Genomic DNA, 19,448 nt, shown 5'->3' on the forward strand with positions numbered 1-19,448 from the left:
CCCGCGGCGGTCGGGGCTGCCGTGGCGCATCCGGACCGCAGGACGGTGCTGCTGATCGGTGATGGCGCCGCGCAGCTGACCGTACAGGAGCTCGGCATCTTCTCGCGCGAGGGGCTGTCCCCGGTCATCGTGGTCGTAAACAACGACGGCTACACCGTCGAACGGGCTATTCATGGAAAGACGGCCCCCTACAACGACATTGTGAGCTGGAGGTGGACCGACGTCCCGCAGGCGCTGGGGGTTTCCAACCACCTGGCGTTCCGCGCGCAGACCTACGGCGAACTCGACGACGCGTTCACCGCGGCGGCGCAGCATCAGGACCGCATGGTGTTCGTCGAGGTGGTCTTGCCGCGGCTGGAGATCCCCCGTCTGCTCGGCCAACTCGTCGGATCCATGTCGCCCCCGGAGGGTAACGCGCGCCGCGCAAAAGCCTAGCGCGAGCGCCCCGTCCGGTCCGGGGTCGACGCGCGCAGCATCGCCTGCACGGTGCGCCGGCAGCGCCCGCAATCGGCGCCGGCCCCGCACGCCTGGGCGACCTCCTTGGTCGTGGCGGCACCTGCGGCGACACATTCGGCAACCGTATGGCTGGTGATGCCGTTGCACAGACAGACGAACATCAGCCGCGCTCAGTCGTCCTCGATGCGCATCGTGTCGAAAAGACGGCCGACGAACACCGGCGGGTGGGCGCCGACGCCCACGCCCGACATCCATTGCGCCGCGGCGTCGGGATGGTCGATCCAACGCTGAGCGGCGACCTCGTCGGGAAACTCCGACAGGATCAGCACCTCGTGGTCGTCGTCGAAAGCCTGGAATACCGAGGTCTTTCGGACGCCGGCCCCGGCGAGCCCGTCCATGGCCGAGCGAAATCCCGCGGTCAGGGTCGCCACGTCCTCGACGGATGCGATCGCGCACACCACTACGCCGGGCGCGGCCGGTTTGGGCAATGGTCGCGGAACGAATCTGTCGATGATCTCGCCGGCAAAGACCGCGGGTATGTCCTCGACGCCGGCGGCATCGAACCAGTCGAAGAAGACGCGCGAGCGCAGCAGCTCCACGATGGGCTCGCGGCTGTGCACCCCGATCATCACCAGCACACGCCCGTGCTCGTGGGTGGACGTGTACACCAGCACGTGGTGGGCGCCGATGTCGGCGAGCGCCGCCTTGTTGCGCTCGAGTAGCGGCCACACCCTGGTCGGGTCCGGGATGCGATAGTCCGATGCGATCACCATCGAGTGAATGTCACCGGTGCTCAACGGAGTTCGTCTTTCATCACTTTCCCGGTGGCGTTGAGCGGCAGCTCGTCGCGAAACTCGATAAATCGAGGCACTTTGAATCCCGCCATCCGACCTCGGCACCACGCTAGCAGGTCGTCGGCGGACACCTCGGTTCTCGCCACCACAAAGGCCTTACCCACTTGGCCCAGGCGCTCATCGGGAACTCCGATCACGGCGGCCTGCGCGACCGCGGAGTGCTCGAGGAGGAATCCTTCGATCTCGGCCGGGTAGGCGTTGAATCCGCCGACGATGAACATGTCCTTCTTGCGACCGACGATCCGCAGGCGGCCCGCCTCGGTGAAGTTGCCCAGATCTCCGGTGTGCAGCCAGCCGTCGCCGTCGATCGCCTCCGCCGTGGCGACCGGATCGTCGAGGTAGCCCTGCATGACGCCGTAGCCGCGAACCAGCACCTCCCCGTCGTCGGCGATGCTCACTTCGACTCCCTCGCAGGGCACACCCGCGGTGGTCGCCACGTCCTCGAAGGAATCGCCGGGCAGCGACAGGGTGACGTTGCCGGCCTCAGTCAGCCCGTAACCGGTCATCAGCGTCTGGAACGGCAATTCGTCGTGGATGCGACGGACCAGCTCGACGGGGATGTCCGCGGCACCGGTCACACCGGCCCGAAGGGTGGACAGGTTGGACTTGTCTTGAATCGTCAGCAGCGAGTGGTACAGCGTCGGCGGCCCGGGCAGCATCGTGATGCCTTCGCGCGCAATCAGATCCACCACCGTGTCGACGTCGAACACCGCGACCGGCAGCATCGTCGCCCCGCGCAGGAAGGACGTGACCAGTCCGGCCTTCAGGCCGAAGGTGTGGAAGTACGGGTTGATCTGCAAGTAGCGGTCGTCTCGGCGCAGATCCGCGAGGGTCGCCCACTCCTCATACATCCGCAGGGTTTGGCGATGATTCATCATCGCGCCCTTCGGGCGGCCGGTCGTGCCCGAGGTGAAGATGATGTCCGAAATGTCGTTGCCGCCGACCGCCCGCTCGAACGGGGAACCGCTGGAAAGAAAGTCGGACTTCAGGTCGATGACGGGTGTCCCCGCCGGTGCCGTGTAGTCCTGGCCGAGAAAGCCCTTCTGCACCAGGACGGCCTTGACGCGGCTGCGGGCGATGATGTCGCCGGCTTCTTCGGTCTTGAACCGCGTGTTGACCGGCACCAGCACGCCGCCCGCGGTGAGCAGCCCGAACGCCGCGATGATCCACTCCGCCGAGTTGGGCGCCCAGATCGCGACGCGGTCACCCTTGTCGACTCCGAGGTTCGCGAACGCGCCTGCGGCGCAACGGATCCGCTCGACAACCTCGTTGAACGTCAAGCGCAGCGGACCGTCGACAACCGCTTCCGCGTCACCGAAACGGTCCGCCGCGCTCAAGACCATCTCGGGGATGGTGTCCCACTCAGGTTCGATTGGCCGACTCCTCCTCATCGCGCTGCGCGCTCTGAATCGTCACCGGCCGGCGTTCGATTGGCCGACTCCTCCTCATCGCGCTGCGCGCTCTGAATCGTCGCCGGCCGGGGTGGGCCGGTGCGTCACACCGTGACGAGCCGACCGAGGTTGCCGCCCATGATCTTCGCCTGGTCTTCAACGGACAGGTGCGACAGCGCGTTGACGTAGAACGTCGGCTCCGCCAGGCCTTCCGGGTGTGGCCAGTCCGAGCCGTAGAGCACCCGGTCCACACCGACGAGGTTGACCAAGTCGTCGATGCCGTCCTCGAAGAACGGGCTGACGTGGATGCGGTTCTTGACCATCTCGACCGGATCGCTGGGGAAGGCCTCCGGGGCCTTCCGGAAGACCTCGGCGAGGCCGTCCAACAGCGGGGTCATCCACTTCGAACCGGCCTCGACGATCGCGACCTTCAGCTTCGGGTGGCGGTACAGCGCGCCGTGGATCACCCACGAGCCCACCGCGTCCTGGATCGGCCGCCACTCGTTGAGGATGCCCATCGCGTTGGTCTGGAACGGCAGCATCTCCTGTTCGGCGCCGTCCCACTCGGAGGTGTAGCGGGAGTAGCCGCTGTCGCTGGAGTGCATGCCGACCAGCAGGTCGTGCTCGACGACGCGCTCCCAGAACGGGTCGAACTCGGGCAGCGCGAACGACCGGGGCCCGCGGAAGCCGGGGACCGGAGCCGGGCGGATCAGGATGCAGCGGGCGCCGCGCTTGACCACCCACTCCAGCTCCTCGATCGCCTTCTCGACGATCGGCAGGGTAATCACCGGGGTGGTGAAGATCCGGTTCTCGTAGTTGAAGCCCCAGACCTCGTCGAGCCATTCGTTCAGCGCATGGATCAGGACGTGGATGGCAACCGGGTCGTCGCGCAGCCGCTCCTCGAGCAGGCTGGCCAGCGTCGGGAACATCAGGGTGCGGTCCAGGCCCAGCTCGTTCATCTTCTCCAGCCGCGGGCCGGGCTCGAAGAACGCTGGGATCGCGCGCATCGGCTCACCGAACAGCTCGCGCTTGCTCTTGCCCTCCGGGTTGCCGTACTTGAAGTACTCCTCCCAGGCGCCAGGCCGGGCGACGACCTCGAAGGTCGGGTTGGGAATGTAGTTGCTGATGTGGCCGCGGATCGCGATCTTCGTCCGCCCGTTGACCTGGACGTACTGGACGAAGTCCTTGTACTGCTTGGGCAGGAACTTGGTCAGTGCCTCCGGCGGCTCGTACAGATGGTTATCCGCGTCAAAGATTGGAAACGGGACGTCTTCCCGGTGTGACAACTGCCCCATGAGATCCTCCTTCGCAATTTACGAGAATACTATTCTCTAGCGGCATCCGTCCGCAACATGCCCCCTGCCCGCACGCCGAGTGGGGCGTGGTCAGCAGGTTGCGGTGATCTTGAACGGGGCGGACGCCGGTTCATTCGGCTTGTCGGTCTGGTAGCCGTTGGCCGTACCCGTGATCGTGACCTTGTCGTCTCTCAGAGTCAGCACGGCGTCGCCCGCGCCACCACGCGAGTACATGCCGGTGAAGCCGGCCAGATTGTGGATCCGCACGGACTCGGCGGTTACCGGCTCCGCTCGCTGGTCGATGACGATCTTGGCCCCGGCGTAATCGCTGCCGATGTCGATCATGCGGATCCATTCCACCTGGCTGCACTTCACGATATGAAAATCCGCACCGTTTCCGTTGATGTTCACCGATGCCGTGCCGGACAGCTGCGTTTGCGGCCGCGGCGTGCATGACGCGAGAAGAACGACGGCGAGCGCGGCAGTGGCCACCGTCGGGAATCGGTTGCGCACCGGGCCGCCTCGATCCTGGGTCACGAAAGTACTGGGCCTATTGCGATGATGTTATTCTCCGGCAAAGAGAATGCCAATATCGGACGGTCTGCGATTGTCCTTATCTTGGAGCGATAACGCATGGTGGACCTCGAATTCGACGACGGGTTGGCGGTGCTCACCATCGATCGCCCCCACGCCCGCAATGCCATCTCGTTGGACACCATGGGGCAGTTGGAGAAGGCGCTCGATGCGGCGGCCGGCGCGCGAACCCTCGTGATCAGGGGCGCCGGTGATCGCGCTTTCGTGTCCGGCGGTGATCTCAAGGAGTTGAGCGCGCTGCGGACCAAGGAGGACGCCTCGGCGATGGCCGAACGGATGCGGTCGATCTGCGATCAGCTCGCCCAGTTTCCCGCTCCGGTGATCGCCGCGCTGAATGGCCACGCTTTCGGCGGCGGCGCCGAGGTCGCCGTCGCCGCGGACATCCGGGTGGCCGCCGACGACATCAAGATCGCCTTCAACCAAGTGGATCTGGAAATCATGCCGGCCTGGGGTGGCGCCGAGCGGCTGGCCGCGCTCGTCGGCAAGGGAAGGGCGCTGCTGCTTGCCGGGTCGGGAACCGCCTACAGCGCCGTCGACGCCGAGCGCATAGGCCTGGTGGACCTGGTGCTGCCGCGATCATCGTTCGACGAGGGCTGGCGATCGATCGCGAGGTCGCTGGCTCGTCGCCCAGCGATGGAAATAAAGCGCGTAATCAGCGGAGTTTCGCGCGACGAGGCGATAGCATCCTTTGCACGGCTGTGGGTTGCCGACGCACACTGGCAGGCCGCAGAGCGGGTGATGAACCGCACCGCCGACTCGCGCCCGGAAACCAGAGGAGCGACATGATGCACAGATTGTTGTGTGCCGGCTCGGCGATGTTGGTCGTAGTGGCCGGATTGCTGGTGAGTACCGGACGGGCCCATGCCGACCCGGTCATGCATCACGTCAAGTACGCCGTCACGGCCGAGAATCCGATCTACACGGACATCTACTACCTGGACCACCAGCCGGCCAGATTCTCCGATTACAGCCACAATCCCTACTCGTTCACACCCCACGTCGATGTCGATATCGCTCCAGGCAAACCGTGGACCTTCGATCTGGACATGACGGACCCCGACCACTACGCGATGGTCGTGGCGAGCACCGGCACGGAGCCCGGCACGCCGGGAATTCACTGTGTTCTAGCGGTGGACGGGGCCGTCGTCGTATCCAACGGCGGCCCCAAAGGCGCGCTTTGCTCGCTGCGGAATTGGTGAACCACCCAGGTCTGCGGTACGCCCTCGATCGGTTGTGGCTCGCCTTCCAGGCGACGCAGATGATCTTCGACTAATTGCACGGTCTCGGCGTGACCGTTGGACATGCCGATCGCATGCTCGAGCACCAGGAATCTCGACAAGCTGGACATGAGCACGGCAACGACTACCGGCGGCATCTCTTCTCTGGTGACTCCATACTGCTGCAGCGCAGTCGTCACCATTTGCCGTTCCTCTTCGCGCAAACGCTCTGCGTAATAAGCGATTTCGGCTCGCATCTCCTTGCGATGGTTGGCCAGCGCCATGAACTCCATCGAAATACGGGTGAATGCGGGATCGGTGCCGAATCTCCACAGCGCCCACAGCGGCTGCGGCGACTTCATCAGCTGCGCGTGCACCTCGAGGGCTTCTTCGGCGCGGCGGCGGAAGACCTCGAGAAACAACTCGTCCATGGTCCGGAAGTAGTAGTGCACCAGCTGTGGTTTCAAACCCGCCTTGCTCGCCAGACGGCGCGACGTCACCGCGGCGTAGCCTTCTTCGATCATCAACCGCTCGGCAGCGTCGAGCAGCAGGGCACGATTCTTCGCGTCCGGCGCCCCGATCCTGCGGGCCGAAGTCATATCCCTGCTCCGTATTTCTGCGTTGATGCCAACCCCACGGATCGTAGCGCGGCCCCGCGTTGCGGCCTTGACCCTGACAATACCGCCATGCTAAGCAGGTGCTCAGCACATTTTGCCTTTCGGAATCGGGGGCGGTGCCGCTTGCCGCCGAACCTCACCGGTAGACAGCCCAGGGAGACGAGTCCTATGAGCAGCTTCGACACGATCGACTTCTTCACCGATCAATCGCTGGTGCCCGACCCGCACCCCTACTTCGACTACCTGCGCAGCCAGAACCCGGTGCTGCGGCTGCCGCACCACGGGGTCGTCGCCGTCACCGGCTACGACGAGGCCTGCGAGGTCTACAAGGACCCGGACACGTTCTCGAACATCGTCGCGCTCGGCGGGCCGTTCCCGCCGCTGCCGTTCCAACCCGAGGGCGACGACATCAGTCCTCAGATCGACGAGCACCGCAGTTACTTCCCCATGTTCGAGCACATGGTGACGATGGATCCCCCGGATCACACCCGCGCCCGCTCGGTGCTCAGCAAGCTGCTGACGCCTAGCAGGCTGAAGCAGAACGAGGAGTTCATGTGGCGCCTCGCCGACCGTCAGCTCGATGAGTTCCTGACCAACGGCGAATGCGAGTTCATCAGCGAATACTCAAAGCCGTTCGCCACGTTGGTGATTGCCGACCTGCTCGGCGTTCCCGAGGAGGACCACAAGGAGTTCCGCGTCGTCCTGGGCGCCGACCGCCCCGACGCGCGGGTGGGCGCCCTGGACCATGAGTCGATCGGCATCAACCCGCTGGAGTGGCTCGACGACAAGTTCTGCACCTACATCGAGGACCGGCGACGCGAACCGCGCAACGACGTCCTGACGTCCCTGGCGACGGCGAAGTACCCCGACGGGTCCACACCCGAGGTCATCGAGGTAGTTCGTTCCGCCACATTCCTTTTCGCCGCCGGACAGGAGACCACCGCCAAGCTGCTCAGCGCCGCGCTGCAGGTGATCGGCGAGCGGCCCGACATCCAGCAGCAGCTGCGCGACGACCGCAGCCTCATTCCCGGGTTCATCGAGGAATCGCTGCGAATGGACAGCCCGGTCAAGAGCGACTCGCGGTTGGCGCGCAGGGCCACCGCGGTGGGTGGCGTCGACATTCCCGCCGGCACCGTCGTCATGGTGTTGCCGGGCGCGGCCAACCGCGACCCGCGCCGGTTCGACAATCCGCACGAGTTCGACCTGCGCAGAAAGAATGTGCGCGAGCACATGGCGTTCGCGCGCGGCGTGCACTCGTGTCCGGGCGGCCCGCTCGCGCGGGTGGAGGGCCGGGTCTCCATCGAGCGCATCCTGGACCGGATGAGCGACATCAAGATCAGCGAGGCCAAGCACGGCCCGGCCGACGATCGTCGCTACACCTATGAGCCGACGTACATCCTGCGCGGGCTCAGCGAACTCCACCTCACCTTCACGCCGAACGGCTAAGGGCGGTCCCGGCCCAACCGCCGAGCCCAACCGGTGCGGGCGTCAGGGTTGGGATGCGGTTTCGATCTGCTCGAAGATCCCGGAGAACTCGAACGGGGTTTGCGCGATCCCGCTGCCGTCGACGGCGTCCACCGCTCCCAACGTGCCGGTCTGGTCGCGGGGCAGTTCCCACATGGAGAGCTCGCCGATGTCGTGCTGCTCGGCAAAGGTGGTCAGCTGCCGGGCATCGGCGATGCCGAAGATTTCGCTGGGGTCGTCGTTGATTCCGATCAACGGCGTCACCCCGAGCATGTGCCAGGCCTGCTGGCTGGTCAGCGACGGGTAGAGCGTCATCAACTGGGTATGGGTGGCCGTCGCGGCATCGATCGCGTACGCGCCCATGCCGGGGTTGCCGGTCTGGTCGAAACCGTTGCCGTAGTCCATGGCCATGATGTTCACCCGGGATACGTTGACGCCGTTGGCCGTAGCGGTCTGGATTACGCTCAGCCCGCCGCCCTGCCCCTCGACCAGGCCCGTGGGCAGCACCGGGAGCGTGTACGAGACGGTCACGGGCGTGCCGTTGGCCGCCTCCTGTTGCTGCAGGATGGCGATGGCCTTCGATTGGGTGTTCATCGCTTGGGTGTTGCCCTGCAACGCACCTTCGACGTCGAAGTCGAGGTTGTAGATCTTGTAGGTGTTCACGATCGACGCGTACTGCTGCGCCAGCGCGGTGGGGGTCTGACCGTTGACGGCAGACAGATCGGTGCCGAACGCGCCGCCGAACGAGATGGTCCCGTTGATGCCGGCGGCTTTCATGTTGGCGATCTGGTTATCGATGAAAGCGCTCTGGGAGCCGCCCGTTACGTCGTAGGCCGAGTAGCCACCCCAGGAGGCATTGCCGTTCGGGTCGGCGTTGATGAAGGCAAGCGTGGCGTTTTTGACTCCGTGCTGGGCGGCCGTCGCGAAGTCATATCCGTTGGGACCGGGCCAGAGCGTGATGTCGACGTAGGGCGAGTAGACGCCCGAACCAGTGCCGCCGGTGCCAGGACCGCCGGTGCCGGGATCGCCGGCGCCGCCGCCGAGGCTGGTCCCGTCATGGCCCTTGCCACCGTTGGCGCCCTGATGGCCGGACATCGCCGAACCTTGGCCGCCCGCACCGCCCGCACCGCCGCTGCCGCCCACGGCACCGTCACCGCCGTCGCCGCCGTTACCGCCGATGCCCCCGTCACCGAAAAACAGACCGCCGTGGCCGCCCGCGCCGCCGGCCCCTCCGTTGCCGCCGTTGACACCCGGCGAGCCCGCGGCACCGACCGTGCCGGGTCCGCCGGCGCCGCCCCGGCCGCCGTTGCCGAACAGGCCGGCGTCACCGCCCCGGCCGCCGGGCCGGCCAGTGTCGCCAGACCCACCGTTGCCGCCGTTGCCGGCCAGCAGCCCGCCCGGCCCGCCGGGCTGCCCGGTTCCCGGCGCCCCGTCGGCGCCGTTTCCGATCAGTGGACGACCCAGAATCGCGTTCGTGGGCGCGTTGATCAGACCCAGCACATCCCCCTCCAGGGCCTGCAACGGTGAGGCGTTGGCCGCCTCCGCGACCGCATACGCGTTCGCCGCACCGTTCAACGCCTGCACGAACTGTTGGTTGAAGGTCGCCGCCCGCGCGTTCAGCGACTGATAGGCCCGGGCGTAGCCGGAGAACAGCGACGCGATCGCGGCCGACACCTCATCGCCGGCGGCGGGCAGCACCGCGGTGGTTCCGGCTGCCGCGAGCTCGTGGGCCGCCGTCAGTGTCGAACCGATACCCGCCAGCTCCGTGGCCGCCGCGGCCACCGTCGCCGGTGCGGCAATGAGAAACGTCATGGCGCCACCCGATTGTCGGCGTATTACGAGATCTGGCAGATGCTATTGAGCGTTCACGAAACGCCAAAGGCGCCACCAGATAACCGTTATTCAACCGTTATGCAAGACGTATATCTGCATGACACTACGCGCGTTCACGTCAAGCGTGTTGACAACCGCGCCCTAATTATTAGGCGAGCGTCCTGCCGATGAAATAGCAGCCGAGCAGCGCGACGGCCATCAGCACGACCCAGGCGTCCGTGAGTCGGCACAGCAGGGCGGGAGCCTGACGCACCTCCATGAACTCCCGAAAGATGATGCGCACCTTGACGAGTGCGATCACGATCACGCTCGACGTGACCACCGCACTGGCCCGCAGCGTTCCGTCGAGCGAATGATCGATCCAGAGGTAGGCCAGCGTCAACGACGCCAGCACGAGCCAGACGACCAACAGCCTCTTGTTGAATTTGATGCCGATCACCTCACCACGTACAGCAACGCAAAGATGAGCACCCAGAGGAAGTCGACGGTGTGCCAGTAGGTGGCGCACGTTTCGACCAACTCCTGGGATCTCCCAGCTGGACTCCGAAGTCGGTAGACGATGACGCCCAGCACGACGAAGCCGATCAGCAGGTGCACGAAGTGGATTCCGGTCAGGAAGAAGTAATAGGTGAAGAAGTCATTGCTGTCCAATCCATTTCCCGCGCGGACCAACCGCACCCACTCAAACACCTTGAAAAAAAGGAACACTGCGGCGAACCCAGCGGTGATGAATGCGTCTCTGAGCGCCTGCCGGTAGGCGCCGGCGCGGGACGACTGGACGCACCGCGCCACCGACCACGAGCTCAGCAGCAGAACGAGCGTGTTGAAGACTCCGATACGCAGGTCCAGCTGCGCCTGGGAATGCAGGAAGAGCTCGGGGCTTCGGGCGCGATAGAACAGATAGAAGCCGAAATACCCTGTGAAGACGAGGGTCTCGAACAACACGAAGGCCCACATGTCGGGCTGTCCGGGCACGAACCGGGCGCTCTTGCCCTTCGCGGCGAGGTCGGTCATGACGCGGCCGCCCTCATGCGCGCGGGATCGGGCATCGGCCCGGTACCGAAGTCCTCACGCCGGATCATCTGAAAGAGCATGACGATGAAGGTGACTTGGTAGACGCCGAACACGACCATGTCGAGCCACCAGGCGATCTGGCCATTCCACGCCAACACGCCACGCCGAAAGATCCAGCACGGCGCCACGACGACCTCGGTCAGCGCGTTGCACAGGTTGAGATAGCCGAACCACTTTGGGAACACCCGATTCTTGTCCAGCAGTATCGCGAGCATCCAGATCAGCGAGCCGATCAGGAACACTCCCATCGTTCCGTCGAAAGACAGGAAGGCGAAGTCGTAGAGCCAACCGATCGCCTCGGGGTCGCGGTCCGGACGCAGCGTCCCGACAACCAGCGCGATGTTGAGCAGCAGCATCCCGGGAACCGCGCTGAACGAGTAGATAAGCAGATACGAATACCCGAACACGCGGCTGACCGACATCCGCCGCATCGAGTACGCGATGAGAGCGTTGTTGGTCGCGATCAACCCGCTGATGGCGAAGATGACGCCGAATCCAACGGGTATCCCGAGGTGGCGCTCGGAGAACCAGTGCACCTGCGTCGCGAGATCCCAGGTCGGCTGTGGTGGCGGCTGAACCTGCGCCACGATGAAGAACACCGGGAAGAACGCGTTATAGAAGACCATCATTGCCGCCCAGGCCAGCCACAGCTCGCGCTTGGGCCCGCGCCACAGGTGCCAGGCAATCCGCTGCGGCAGTGGCCCCGACGGGGGCGTGGCCGGGGAAACCGTCGGCGCCGCTAGGGCACTCACGCGTCCACCAATTCGTCGCCGTGCCGGCGGTTGTCGGCGCGCTCCCGGTAGATGGCTTGTCCCAGAACCAAGCCCATCACGATGATCCAGACGGCGATCGCAACGTTTTTCACCCAGAACGTCAAGAAGCCGTCCCACGCCAGTGGTCCGGTCAGCGACACACCGACGAAGGAGGCGGGCACCAGCGCGGCCGCCACCAGCAGGTTGAAGTGGGCCACCCAGCGGGGAAATATCGGCTGCGGCTGATCGTCGAAATAGATTGCCACGGCGAGGATTACGCTTTGCCCGATCAGAAACGGGACCACGATGGTGAACGTGATCCAGCCGAAGTCGTTGAGCAGCTGAGTCAACTCCGGGCTTCTTTCGGGACGGAAAGCGGCCAGCAGCCAGCAGACGTTGGCGACGAGAAACAGAGTCGGGCCACCGGAGACGCAACCCAACATCGCATAGGAGAAGATCGGCGTGCGATGTGCCATCCGGCGGATCTGCAGCGCGATCAGAACCAGGACGGGGACGAGGCAGACGCCGAACCAATTGAAGACGATCATGCTGTAGCGGATCTGGGGCAGGTGCGCCGGATCGCGATAGAACGCGGCCACCTGTCCCGCCGACATGCTGGGTGACATCGGCGGATTGAATCCCGGAAACAGGAGGAAGCAGCCGACCCAGATGATCACCGTCGCGGGCAATGTCCACAGCAGGATCAGCTCACCATCGGTCCGCCTCAGGGCGCCGCGGCGCGCCACCCCTTCGCCCCCGCCCACGTCGGACATCGGTACCCCTTCCCGCACGCGGTCGCCCGCCTATCCGGCCCGTCAGCGAAACTAGCCGATCGGCTAGCCTCGGTCAATAGCGTCGTCTAGTCTCGTTGTGTGACAACGGCACGGCAGAGCACCGAAGGGCGGATCGTCCAGTACAGCGCGGCCCGGACCCGCGTGCTCGACGCCGCGCTGGACCTGTTCGCCCAGCACGGCGTCAGCGGTACGTCCTTGCAGATGATCGCCGACGCCGTCGGGGTGACGAAAGCCGCTGTCTACCACCAGTTCCGCACCAAGGAACAGATCGTCCTCGCTGTCACCGAGCGCGAACTCTTCCGGCTGGGCCCCGCACTCGAGGAAGCCGAGGCACACGACGACGGGCTGGAAGCCCGCGACGCGCTTCTGGTGCGCATGGTCGAGATGGCGGTTCGCGACCGGAGGTTGGTGCGGACGCTGCAATTCGATCCGGTCGTGGTTCGCCTGCTCGCCGAACACGAGCCGCTGCAACGGTTTATGGAGCGCCTCTATAAGGTGCTGCTGAGCGACGCCGGCTTGGACGGACGGATCGAGGCGGCCATGTTCTCCGGCGCGATCAGCACCGCCGTCATGCACCCACTGGTGGCCGACATCGACGACGACACGCTGCTCGACCGGGTTACCGATTTGAGCCGGCGCCTGCTCGGCCTCCCCCGGCAAGGCCACGACTGACCGCTACGTGTCGGCGCGGATCCAGGTCAAAACGCCGTCGTGGGCATAACAGATCAGGAACAGACCATCGGGGGCCTGCGCGACATAGTTCTGGTAGTTCTCGCACGCCGCGCCTTCGTCCTTGACTCCCGCCATTGGCGGCGACCGGAACCACCGCGGCTGGTATCGCCTCGGCGAGCCGCAGAACATCAGCCGGCCGGGCTGCCCGGCGGGCGGAACGTAACTGTCGTCGACACCGAAGGCGTAGTAGGTGGTGTTTTCGCACGGGGCTCCGAGGACCTGGTGCGGCATGATGCCCGGTGTGCAGGCGGGGTAGTCGCAGACCGTCGGGCCAGCGAAGGAAGGCGGCGCCGCCAGCACGCTCACGCCGAGCAACGCAGCAGCCAGTGCCACGATGAATCGCACTCGATTACTTTGCCACACTTGAGAAGAAAATTCTCCTGGTTAGAGAGGGTCGATTTTAACTTCCCATCCACGCGCAGCCCGCGGCGTGCCCGATCGCGTCAATGCCCCGCTCCGCGCGGCTGGGTAGCCAGAAAACACTGCACTCGGGTAGCGGCATCATTGGGACTGACTCCCATTTCCACCAATCTCTGAATTATTTGCGCGGAAGGCACGCCACTATCAAGATCCGTCGCTATCACATGAACGCTCGGAAACCAAACATCTGCATTTACCCCCGGCGGCGGCGGCTTGGCGCCGCCCCCGACGCAACGAGCGTATCCATCGACGCCGGTGTCAGCGTGAGCCGCTGGCGTTCCCATCAGCACGGCCGAGGCGATCGGCAGCACGGCGATGGCCGTAGCGACCACCGCGGCGACATCGCTGGAACGGCGTTGACGGCCCGCGCGAATTATCCGCAGGGCGCTGCAGAGATCGCGGGTCTGCATGGTGGTCTTCTCCCAAAACGTCATGTAGCCACGGCGCGCATCGTTCGCTTAACGCTACTCGCGTTCGAACTGGCCCACTACCGAGAAGACCGATTAGCAAAACGAAAATTCACGCCAATTCAGCAATCCGCCCGCCTCCTGGCGAGCGACCATTTCCGCATGTAGGCACCACAAAGGAGGCCGGCCGATGAGGCCGTTCGGCTCGGGCGAAGTGATAAGCTGCTTCTCCGTGCACGATCCGGAGCGGCATGACGTCGACCATTCTGATGCCCCGGCGGACGTGGCCGATGCCGACGTATCGCAGTCGCGCTCAAGGGTTGACCCCGGCGACATGGTCCCCGACTCCGAACTGGACCCAGCAGACGAAGTCGCCAAGGCTGAAGCGCGCGCCGAGGCGGCACGGGCACGCGTCTTAAAGCTGCGCGAAGCAGCCGAATCCGGGGACGCGGCCGACAAAGATGCCGGGCAGCGCCCCGCGAGGTCGAGCCGCTTCCGGCTGCGGTTGCCGCGGCGTCCCGGGCGCCCACGGTGGCTCCGGCGCCCAGGGCGGAAAACAATTGCCGCCGGCGTCGGCATCCTGCTCGCCTCCGCGTCGCTCGGCGCTAGCGGTTACATGGTGTGGCAGCACCGCACCGCCGTGCATAGGCAGCAGCTCGCCGGTGAGTTCGCGGCGGCAGCCAGGCAAGGCGTCACCACTCTCATGTCGATCGACGCCAACCATGCCAGGGACGACATCCAACGCATCCTCGACGACTCTACGGGCGACTTCAAGAACCAACTGTCCGTGATGTCGGGCCTCATGGCCAAGCAGGCGGAGGAATCGAAGGTGAGCAGCAAGGCCAGCGTGGAAGCCGTCGCCGTCGAGTCGTTGAGCGACGATTCGGCGGTCGTGCTTGTCGCGGCGAAATCCGATATCACCAATGCAGACAACACAAAGCGGCCTCCCGTCGTGTGGCGGCTCAGCGTCGGCCTCACGCGGGACGGCGGTCAGCTCAAAATGTCGAAAGTCGATTTCCTGCAATGACTGTCGAGCATGACTCGTCGGTTGACGGCATGGAAACCACACAGTCCGACGAGATGGCGTCGCCACCCGCGCGCATCGGCGGACTGGCCACGCGTTGGGCCCGCCGGTGTTTGGCACGGTGGCGTTCCATCGTCGCGACGGTATTGGTCGCTGCCGCGGTGGGCGTGGCTGTTGGGCTGTATTTCCATCTGTACCGCCCCGATCAGCAAGTCGGCGACGCCGCGGCGCGCCGCGCAATCCAGACGGCGTCGGACGGTGCCGTGGCGGTCCTGTCGTACTCTCCCGAAAACCTGGACCGTGATGTCGCCAAGGCGAAGTCGTACCTCACCGGAAATTTTCTCGCCTACTACACCAAATTCACGGAACAGATCGCGGCGATGGCACAGCAGAAGCAGGTCACGGAGACAGCAAAAGTGGTTCGGGCCGCCGTCTCGGAGTTGCACCCGGATTCGGCCGTCGTGCTGGTGTTCATCAACCAGACCGCCACGAGCAAGGCGAATCCGGAACCGCAGACAACCGCGAGCAGCGCCCGCGTGACGGTGACGAAAGTCAAGGGTTCCTGGCTGATCTCGCAGTTGGATCCGCTGTCGTGACCGCTGCCATTTTTGGTTCAATCGGCATTTTGCCCGGGGCGCAGCGGTGTTAATCTCATTGCACGAAAAGCCGCAAGCAATGCCGAAAACCGCTTAACAATGCCGGTTAATTGAAGCGGGTGAAGGAGCGCCTGATGCGTTCAGTTCGAACACTCACTACCGCAACGCTGGTGGCCGCCACCGTATTTGGCGGTCTGGGCACGCCATCCATAGCACGGGCAACAACCAAGGAAGAAGTGGCCGTCAACGGGACGTTCCGCGCGACGTCCATCGGCGATTGGGCCCAGCGGAATGATACGTACTTCGGCGAGCCGACGGTCATCCAGACCTGGACGATCAGCTCGACGTGCGACACGTTTCAGGAATGCCACGGCCTGGTGACCAGCGACCAGGGATGGAGCGCACCGCTCTACATGAATGACGGTCAAATGTGGAAGGCTAGGCGCGAAGTGCCGAACTGGGAGCGGTGCGAGGACGGTACCGCGTTCCCCGGACAGCAGACCTTCTATTTCTTTCCGGTGAACCAATACGGCGGATATCAGCTCGGCTCGTCGACCTTGGCCGGCAAAGACAAGACGGTCGGCCCGACCGGCGCCTGCGGGCAAAACCAGTGGCTTGATATCACGATGCCCCTGCGCCTGGACAAGCTGAGCTGACGGGGCGTTCGTAGCTTTATTTCCCCGCTGCTTCTCAGACCCGCATCGCGGCTCTGCGTCAGGTGGGAAGCATGTCCTTCCACGTCTTGGGTGCTTTGGGGGCAACGAGATCCGACTGCTGGTACAACTTTCCGTCCGGACCGACATAACGTCCCGTGTGCGGGTCGTAGCGGGCGATCGTGACGGAGGGTACCCCTGTACCGGCCCCACGATCGAATGCGCTTGGCGCAGCCTGCGGCCCGCCGCCGGGCGCGTCGGGTGGTGCGGCGTCGGGAGGAACAGGTGGTGCGGGCGCCGCGGGCGGCGGCGGGAGTTCCCCAGCCGCAGGGACGTCGAGTGGCGCTATAGGCGGAAGGTCGGCCGACATTCTCGACAAGGGCGCCAGTGCGGGAGGCCCCGACGACGGCACCGGGGGAACGGCTGCCCCCACCGTGCCGGGCGGTGGATTTTCTCCCCGCGGCCCGGCCGGTGTGCCACGGGGTACCGCCCCCGGCGGCAGCGGCGTTCCCTCCAACGGGCCGAAGATTCTGTCGTTGACGGTAACCCGGTCATCGGGCGGGACGCCCTGGGCGAGCAGGTTCGGGTCCAGGGGCGAGGGACCGAGGACGTGCTGGCGCATCGCCAGCGGCATGAACGGCTTATCGCTGTTGCATATTTCGACGGTGGGGGCACGCTTGCCCGGGTGACCCATGCAGGGATAGTTGCGGGCACCGCGAACCGAAAGAGGCGAATCTTGCGGGAGTTTGCAATACAACCCGTCCGGTGTGTCGACGTCGCTGAGGTCGTCCGGGGATCGCCAGGTGTTCTGTGGCATGAAACCGACCGTGCAAATCGGCGGATCGTCGATCGTGAGCGCGAAGTCACCCTGGGCCATGCCATCGGTGTGGTTTGCCGGCGCGGCGGCCTGCTCGATGGCAACCGCAGACGGCAGCAACACCAGCAGCTGCTCCAGCGAGGCATGGTAGGTGACGCCGATCTGCCCGATGGTGGTGAGGTTGGCGAGCAGCACCGGCAGCGTCGGTTTGATTTGTTCGAGAAGCCGCGACGCCTCGTTGGCCGCATCGGGACCGTTTCGCAGGATGGTGCGAACGTTGGAATCGTCGTTCGCGAACACCTGCGTAATCCCCGCGAGGCTACGTGCCCACGTCCTGATCGAATCGGTGGTGCGCGCTTGGGTATCCAGCAGTGGCCCAGTGTCTTCGGTGAGGGCTCGGGTGCGATCGACGACGCCGTTGGCGTCGCGCGACAGTGTCTGCGAGGAATCGAACAGCGACCCCAGGTCGTAGCCGGTACCGTTGAAGCCCTGGAAGGACTCGTCGAGCAGTTGGCCGAGTTTGGTCTTCGGGATGCTTTGGACCAATGCGTTGACCTGGTCGAGCATCGGCCCAACCGGCTGCGGAATCGTCGTGTCGCGCGCCGTGATTACCGAACCGTCCTGCAGATAGGGCGGCGAATCGGTTTTAGGCCGCAGGTCCACGTACTGCTCACCCACCGCGGAGACACTGAGCACATGCGCTGTCAGGTCCGCGGGGACCTTCGGTGAAGTGCTAAGCGACAGCGTCGCTTTCGCGCCGGTCGGCGTCAGGCCCACCGACGTGACCTTTCCGAGCTGAACGCCACGGTAGGTCACGTTGGAAAACCGGTACAGGCCACCGGTCGCCGGCAGCTCCAGCGTCACCGTCATCCGACCGATTCCCAGCAGGGTCGGCGCTTGGATGTAGTAGAGGGCCATCGCGATCACGCCGATGATCCCGACGATCGTGAAAACCGCCAGCTGAATCCGAACGAACCGCGTCAGCATTTATCCGCCGCCTTCCGTCGGGGCCGTTGCCGGTGGCGGCGCTGAACCAAGATCCGCGGCAGGCTGCGGGGCGGTACCCGGCGGAGGCCCCGGCAGCGGGGCCGCACCCGGCCGAGGCCCGGGCAGCGGGGGCAGCGGCAACGCGTTGGGGTCGACCCACGGTGGCCGCACGGGGTCATGCATCGGATCATGCGTGTATTGCAGGTAATACGGGTCCCCCGGAGCCGGTACCAACGGCTGATCTAGCTGCCCCCAGTGGGTTCCCAACATCAGGCCTCGCTTGAGCCGTGGAATCGACAGGTCCAAATCGACATGCAGGTTGAAGTAGTCGCCTCGCACCGCTCGGTCGACGAAGTTCTGGGTGAACGGGAACACGAAACCCGCCGCGAGCGCGATGCCGAGCTCGGGTCCGACGTCGGCGAGCGCTTTGATGGTCGGCTCCAGGTTTTGCAGGTTCTTGACCAGGTCGGCCTGGGAGTCGTTGATCAACCGGGTCGCCGTGTTGCTGAAGACGCGAAGGTGGTCCAGCGCGGCGGTCAGCCGCGGACGCTCCTTGATCAGTACATCGAGCGCGGGCGGTATCTTCCGTAGCGCCTGGGTGAGAACGTCACGTTGCTCGGCGAATGTGCCGGCAAGCCGGTTCAGCGCCCGGATGGAGTCGACGAGGTTGTCACGCTGATCGTCCAGTGTTCCGACGAACGTGTCGAGGCGAGTGATCAGGTCACGTACCGCTCCCTCGCGCCCGGACAGGGCGGCGGAGAAGTTGTGGATGATCTCCCCGATCTGTCCCAGCCCCCCGCCGTTGACGACCGCCCCGAGCGACGACAGCGTCTGCTCTGTCGACGGGTAGGCCGACGACCGGCTGAGCGGAATGGTGGCGCCCGGCCGCAGCCGTCCGCTTCCCTGCTGGCCGAGCGGCGTATTGAGCTCCACATGCATCGACCCCAGCAGGCTGGTCTGACCGACGGTGGCTACCACGTTGGCCGGGACGACGACATCACGCTTTACCGAGATCTCGACATCGGCGTGCCAGCCTTGCACCCTCATCGTGCCCACGCTGCCGACGACGACATCGTTGACCATCACCGGCGAATTCGACTCCATCGTCCCGACGTTCGGGAGTTCGACGTGGTAGATGTCGGACCCCGGCCCGCGTCCGACCGCGCCTGGCAGCGGTAGCGAATTGAGGCCGTGGAATGCGCATCCCGTTGCCGTCACGGCCACGCAGCAGCCGATGGCGAACACCCGCCGCGCCGCGACCCGGGCCATCATTGCCCTGCCCCTTCGGCCGGCAGCAGCATGTCTGACACGCTCGCCGCCGGGGGCGGTGGTGCGGGCATCGGCGTCGACGGTGGCGGTGGCAGCGGCATCGCCGCGCCCGGGATCGGCGCCGGTGGCACCGCCCCCGGCGGTCCGACCGGATCGCCGGGCAGGCCGGTGTAGGCCGACGACCTGGGCGGGCTGCGGGTGT

General features: G+C 65.3%; 23 protein-coding genes and 1 pseudogene. 9 read left to right on the forward strand and 15 right to left on the reverse strand.

Annotated features, from left to right (window positions below; all coding sequences use genetic code 11):
• A partial coding sequence (locus A9X00_RS12740) for a thiamine pyrophosphate-dependent enzyme (protein ID WP_232006785.1) occupies positions 1-435 on the forward strand: 435 nt, incomplete at its 5' end.
• Here the strand turns inward: A9X00_RS12740 and A9X00_RS12745 are convergent.
• The 5 genes from A9X00_RS12745 to A9X00_RS12765 all read right to left on the reverse strand — a co-directional run bounded on the left by A9X00_RS12745 (position 432) and on the right by A9X00_RS12765 (position 4,509).
• Complete coding sequence (locus A9X00_RS12745) at positions 432-617, reverse strand: bacterioferritin-associated ferredoxin (protein ID WP_067153442.1); 186 nt, start codon at positions 615-617, stop codon at positions 432-434. The genes A9X00_RS12740 and A9X00_RS12745 overlap by 4 nt on opposite strands.
• 9 nt (positions 618-626) lie before the next feature.
• The gene (locus tag A9X00_RS12750) at positions 627-1,253 is read right to left on the reverse strand and encodes a fatty-acid--CoA ligase (RefSeq protein WP_067153444.1); all 627 of its coding nucleotides are present in this window, start codon (positions 1,251-1,253) and stop codon (positions 627-629) included.
• A complete protein-coding gene (locus A9X00_RS12755) occupies positions 1,250-2,701 on the reverse strand; it encodes a FadD3 family acyl-CoA ligase (protein ID WP_082975158.1) in 1,452 nt (483 codons plus the stop codon). The genes A9X00_RS12750 and A9X00_RS12755 overlap by 4 nt, the downstream gene beginning before the upstream one ends.
• A 104-nt stretch (positions 2,702-2,805) precedes the next feature.
• Positions 2,806-3,996: an amidohydrolase family protein gene (locus A9X00_RS12760; protein ID WP_067153448.1), complete on the reverse strand. Its 1,191-nt coding sequence runs from the start codon at positions 3,994-3,996 to the stop codon at positions 2,806-2,808.
• A gap of 90 nt (positions 3,997-4,086) precedes the next feature.
• A complete protein-coding gene (locus tag A9X00_RS12765) occupies positions 4,087-4,509 on the reverse strand; it encodes a lipoprotein LpqH (protein ID WP_067153476.1) in 423 nt (140 codons plus the stop codon).
• Between the two features lie 120 nt (positions 4,510-4,629).
• On the opposite strand from A9X00_RS12765, the gene A9X00_RS12770 reads away from it, so the two are divergent.
• Both A9X00_RS12770 and A9X00_RS12775 read left to right on the forward strand, forming a co-directional pair.
• A complete protein-coding gene (locus A9X00_RS12770) occupies positions 4,630-5,376 on the forward strand; it encodes an enoyl-CoA hydratase/isomerase family protein (protein WP_067153450.1) in 747 nt (248 codons plus the stop codon).
• A gap of 50 nt (positions 5,377-5,426) precedes the next feature.
• Positions 5,427-5,789 carry a hypothetical protein gene (locus A9X00_RS12775; protein ID WP_082975160.1) on the forward strand — a complete coding sequence of 121 codons (363 nt, stop codon included), beginning with the start codon at positions 5,427-5,429 and terminating at the stop codon, positions 5,787-5,789.
• On the opposite strand, the gene A9X00_RS12780 is transcribed toward A9X00_RS12775, so the two are convergent.
• Positions 5,705-6,406 carry a TetR/AcrR family transcriptional regulator gene (locus tag A9X00_RS12780; protein ID WP_067153454.1) on the reverse strand — a complete coding sequence of 234 codons (702 nt, stop codon included), beginning with the start codon at positions 6,404-6,406 and terminating at the stop codon, positions 5,705-5,707. The two genes, A9X00_RS12775 and A9X00_RS12780, sit on opposite strands and share 85 nt — an antisense overlap.
• 186 nt (positions 6,407-6,592) lie before the next feature.
• On the opposite strand from A9X00_RS12780, the gene A9X00_RS12785 reads away from it, so the two are divergent.
• On the forward strand, positions 6,593-7,870 hold the full coding sequence (locus tag A9X00_RS12785) for a cytochrome P450 (RefSeq protein ID WP_067153456.1): 1,278 nt from the start codon (positions 6,593-6,595) through the stop codon (positions 7,868-7,870).
• 42 nt (positions 7,871-7,912) lie between these two features.
• Here A9X00_RS12785 and A9X00_RS32505 read toward each other — a convergent pair whose 3' ends face one another.
• The 5 genes from A9X00_RS32505 to A9X00_RS12810 form a co-directional block, all read right to left on the reverse strand.
• Positions 7,913-9,700, reverse strand: a complete 1,788-nt coding sequence (locus tag A9X00_RS32505; RefSeq protein ID WP_067153458.1) for a PE domain-containing protein — start codon at positions 9,698-9,700, stop codon at positions 7,913-7,915.
• Between the two features lie 169 nt (positions 9,701-9,869).
• On the reverse strand, positions 9,870-10,157 hold the full coding sequence (locus tag A9X00_RS12795) for a cytochrome C oxidase subunit IV family protein (protein WP_067153478.1): 288 nt from the start codon (positions 10,155-10,157) through the stop codon (positions 9,870-9,872).
• Positions 10,157-10,735, reverse strand: a complete 579-nt coding sequence (locus A9X00_RS12800; protein WP_067153460.1) for a cytochrome c oxidase subunit 3 family protein — start codon at positions 10,733-10,735, stop codon at positions 10,157-10,159. The genes A9X00_RS12795 and A9X00_RS12800 overlap by 1 nt, the downstream gene beginning before the upstream one ends.
• On the reverse strand, positions 10,732-11,547 hold the full coding sequence (locus A9X00_RS12805; RefSeq protein ID WP_067153462.1) for a hypothetical protein: 816 nt from the start codon (positions 11,545-11,547) through the stop codon (positions 10,732-10,734). The genes A9X00_RS12800 and A9X00_RS12805 overlap by 4 nt, the downstream gene beginning before the upstream one ends.
• Positions 11,544-12,320, reverse strand: coding sequence for a hypothetical protein (locus A9X00_RS12810; RefSeq protein ID WP_067153464.1), 777 nt, complete (start codon positions 12,318-12,320; stop codon positions 11,544-11,546). Before A9X00_RS12810 ends, A9X00_RS12805 begins: the two co-directional genes overlap by 4 nt.
• 99 nt (positions 12,321-12,419) lie before the next feature.
• On the opposite strand from A9X00_RS12810, the gene A9X00_RS12815 reads away from it, so the two are divergent.
• Positions 12,420-13,013: a TetR/AcrR family transcriptional regulator gene (locus A9X00_RS12815; protein ID WP_067153466.1), complete on the forward strand. Its 594-nt coding sequence runs from the start codon at positions 12,420-12,422 to the stop codon at positions 13,011-13,013.
• Positions 13,014-13,016: 3 nt separating this feature from the next.
• Here A9X00_RS12815 and A9X00_RS12820 read toward each other — a convergent pair whose 3' ends face one another.
• Positions 13,017-13,418, reverse strand: coding sequence for a hypothetical protein (locus A9X00_RS12820; RefSeq protein ID WP_232006787.1), 402 nt, complete (start codon positions 13,416-13,418; stop codon positions 13,017-13,019).
• 101 nt (positions 13,419-13,519) lie between these two features.
• Here A9X00_RS12820 and A9X00_RS30760 point away from each other — a divergent pair, with 101 nt between their 5' ends.
• From A9X00_RS30760 to A9X00_RS12835, 4 genes are all read left to right on the forward strand, one after another.
• Entirely contained in the window at positions 13,520-14,068 is a 549-nt protein-coding gene (locus A9X00_RS30760) for a hypothetical protein (protein WP_156772057.1), read from the forward strand.
• A gap of 64 nt (positions 14,069-14,132) precedes the next feature.
• Positions 14,133-14,927, forward strand: a complete 795-nt coding sequence (locus A9X00_RS12825; protein ID WP_067153480.1) for a hypothetical protein — start codon at positions 14,133-14,135, stop codon at positions 14,925-14,927.
• A complete protein-coding gene (locus A9X00_RS12830) occupies positions 14,924-15,520 on the forward strand; it encodes a hypothetical protein (protein WP_067153470.1) in 597 nt (198 codons plus the stop codon). Before A9X00_RS12825 ends, A9X00_RS12830 begins: the two co-directional genes overlap by 4 nt.
• 134 nt (positions 15,521-15,654) lie before the next feature.
• Positions 15,655-16,176 carry a hypothetical protein gene (locus A9X00_RS12835; RefSeq protein WP_067153482.1) on the forward strand — a complete coding sequence of 174 codons (522 nt, stop codon included), beginning with the start codon at positions 15,655-15,657 and terminating at the stop codon, positions 16,174-16,176.
• 58 nt (positions 16,177-16,234) lie between these two features.
• On the opposite strand, the gene A9X00_RS12840 is transcribed toward A9X00_RS12835, so the two are convergent.
• The 3 genes and pseudogenes from A9X00_RS12840 to A9X00_RS31870 all read right to left on the reverse strand — a co-directional run.
• Positions 16,235-17,977, reverse strand: a complete 1,743-nt coding sequence (locus A9X00_RS12840; protein WP_067153472.1) for an MCE family protein — start codon at positions 17,975-17,977, stop codon at positions 16,235-16,237.
• Positions 17,978-19,249: an MCE family protein gene (locus A9X00_RS12845; RefSeq protein WP_067153474.1), complete on the reverse strand. Its 1,272-nt coding sequence runs from the start codon at positions 19,247-19,249 to the stop codon at positions 17,978-17,980.
• Positions 19,246-19,448 (reverse strand): annotated as a pseudogene (locus tag A9X00_RS31870) (mammalian cell entry protein); the annotation flags it as partial. The gene A9X00_RS12845 and the pseudogene A9X00_RS31870, both read right to left, overlap by 4 nt.

The organism is Mycobacterium sp. 1245805.9 (genome assembly GCF_001672915.1).
Taxonomy (GTDB): domain Bacteria; phylum Actinomycetota; class Actinomycetes; order Mycobacteriales; family Mycobacteriaceae; genus Mycobacterium.

Excerpts from the sequence above, each read along its gene's own strand:
- A9X00_RS12745 (WP_067153442.1), bottom strand. The coding sequence starts at position 617 with ATGTTCGTCTGTCTGTGCAACGGCATCACCAGCCATACGGTTGCCGAA.
- A9X00_RS12800 (WP_067153460.1), bottom strand. The coding sequence starts at position 10,735 with ATGACCGACCTCGCCGCGAAGGGCAAGAGCGCCCGGTTCGTGCCCGGA.
- A9X00_RS12780 (WP_067153454.1), bottom strand. The coding sequence starts at position 6,406 with ATGACTTCGGCCCGCAGGATCGGGGCGCCGGACGCGAAGAATCGTGCC.
- A9X00_RS12810 (WP_067153464.1), bottom strand. The coding sequence starts at position 12,320 with ATGTCCGACGTGGGCGGGGGCGAAGGGGTGGCGCGCCGCGGCGCCCTG.
- A9X00_RS12835 (WP_067153482.1), top strand. The coding sequence starts at position 15,655 with ATGCGTTCAGTTCGAACACTCACTACCGCAACGCTGGTGGCCGCCACC.
- A9X00_RS12830 (WP_067153470.1), top strand. The coding sequence starts at position 14,924 with ATGACTGTCGAGCATGACTCGTCGGTTGACGGCATGGAAACCACACAG.
- A9X00_RS32505 (WP_067153458.1), bottom strand. The coding sequence starts at position 9,700 with ATGACGTTTCTCATTGCCGCACCGGCGACGGTGGCCGCGGCGGCCACG.
- A9X00_RS12760 (WP_067153448.1), bottom strand. The coding sequence starts at position 3,996 with ATGGGGCAGTTGTCACACCGGGAAGACGTCCCGTTTCCAATCTTTGAC.
- A9X00_RS30760 (WP_156772057.1), top strand. The coding sequence starts at position 13,520 with ATGCCCCGCTCCGCGCGGCTGGGTAGCCAGAAAACACTGCACTCGGGT.
- A9X00_RS12755 (WP_082975158.1), bottom strand. The coding sequence starts at position 2,701 with ATGAGGAGGAGTCGGCCAATCGAACCTGAGTGGGACACCATCCCCGAG.
- A9X00_RS12840 (WP_067153472.1), bottom strand. The coding sequence starts at position 17,977 with ATGCTGACGCGGTTCGTTCGGATTCAGCTGGCGGTTTTCACGATCGTC.
- A9X00_RS12785 (WP_067153456.1), top strand. The coding sequence starts at position 6,593 with ATGAGCAGCTTCGACACGATCGACTTCTTCACCGATCAATCGCTGGTG.
- A9X00_RS12770 (WP_067153450.1), top strand. The coding sequence starts at position 4,630 with ATGGTGGACCTCGAATTCGACGACGGGTTGGCGGTGCTCACCATCGAT.
- A9X00_RS12845 (WP_067153474.1), bottom strand. The coding sequence starts at position 19,249 with ATGATGGCCCGGGTCGCGGCGCGGCGGGTGTTCGCCATCGGCTGCTGC.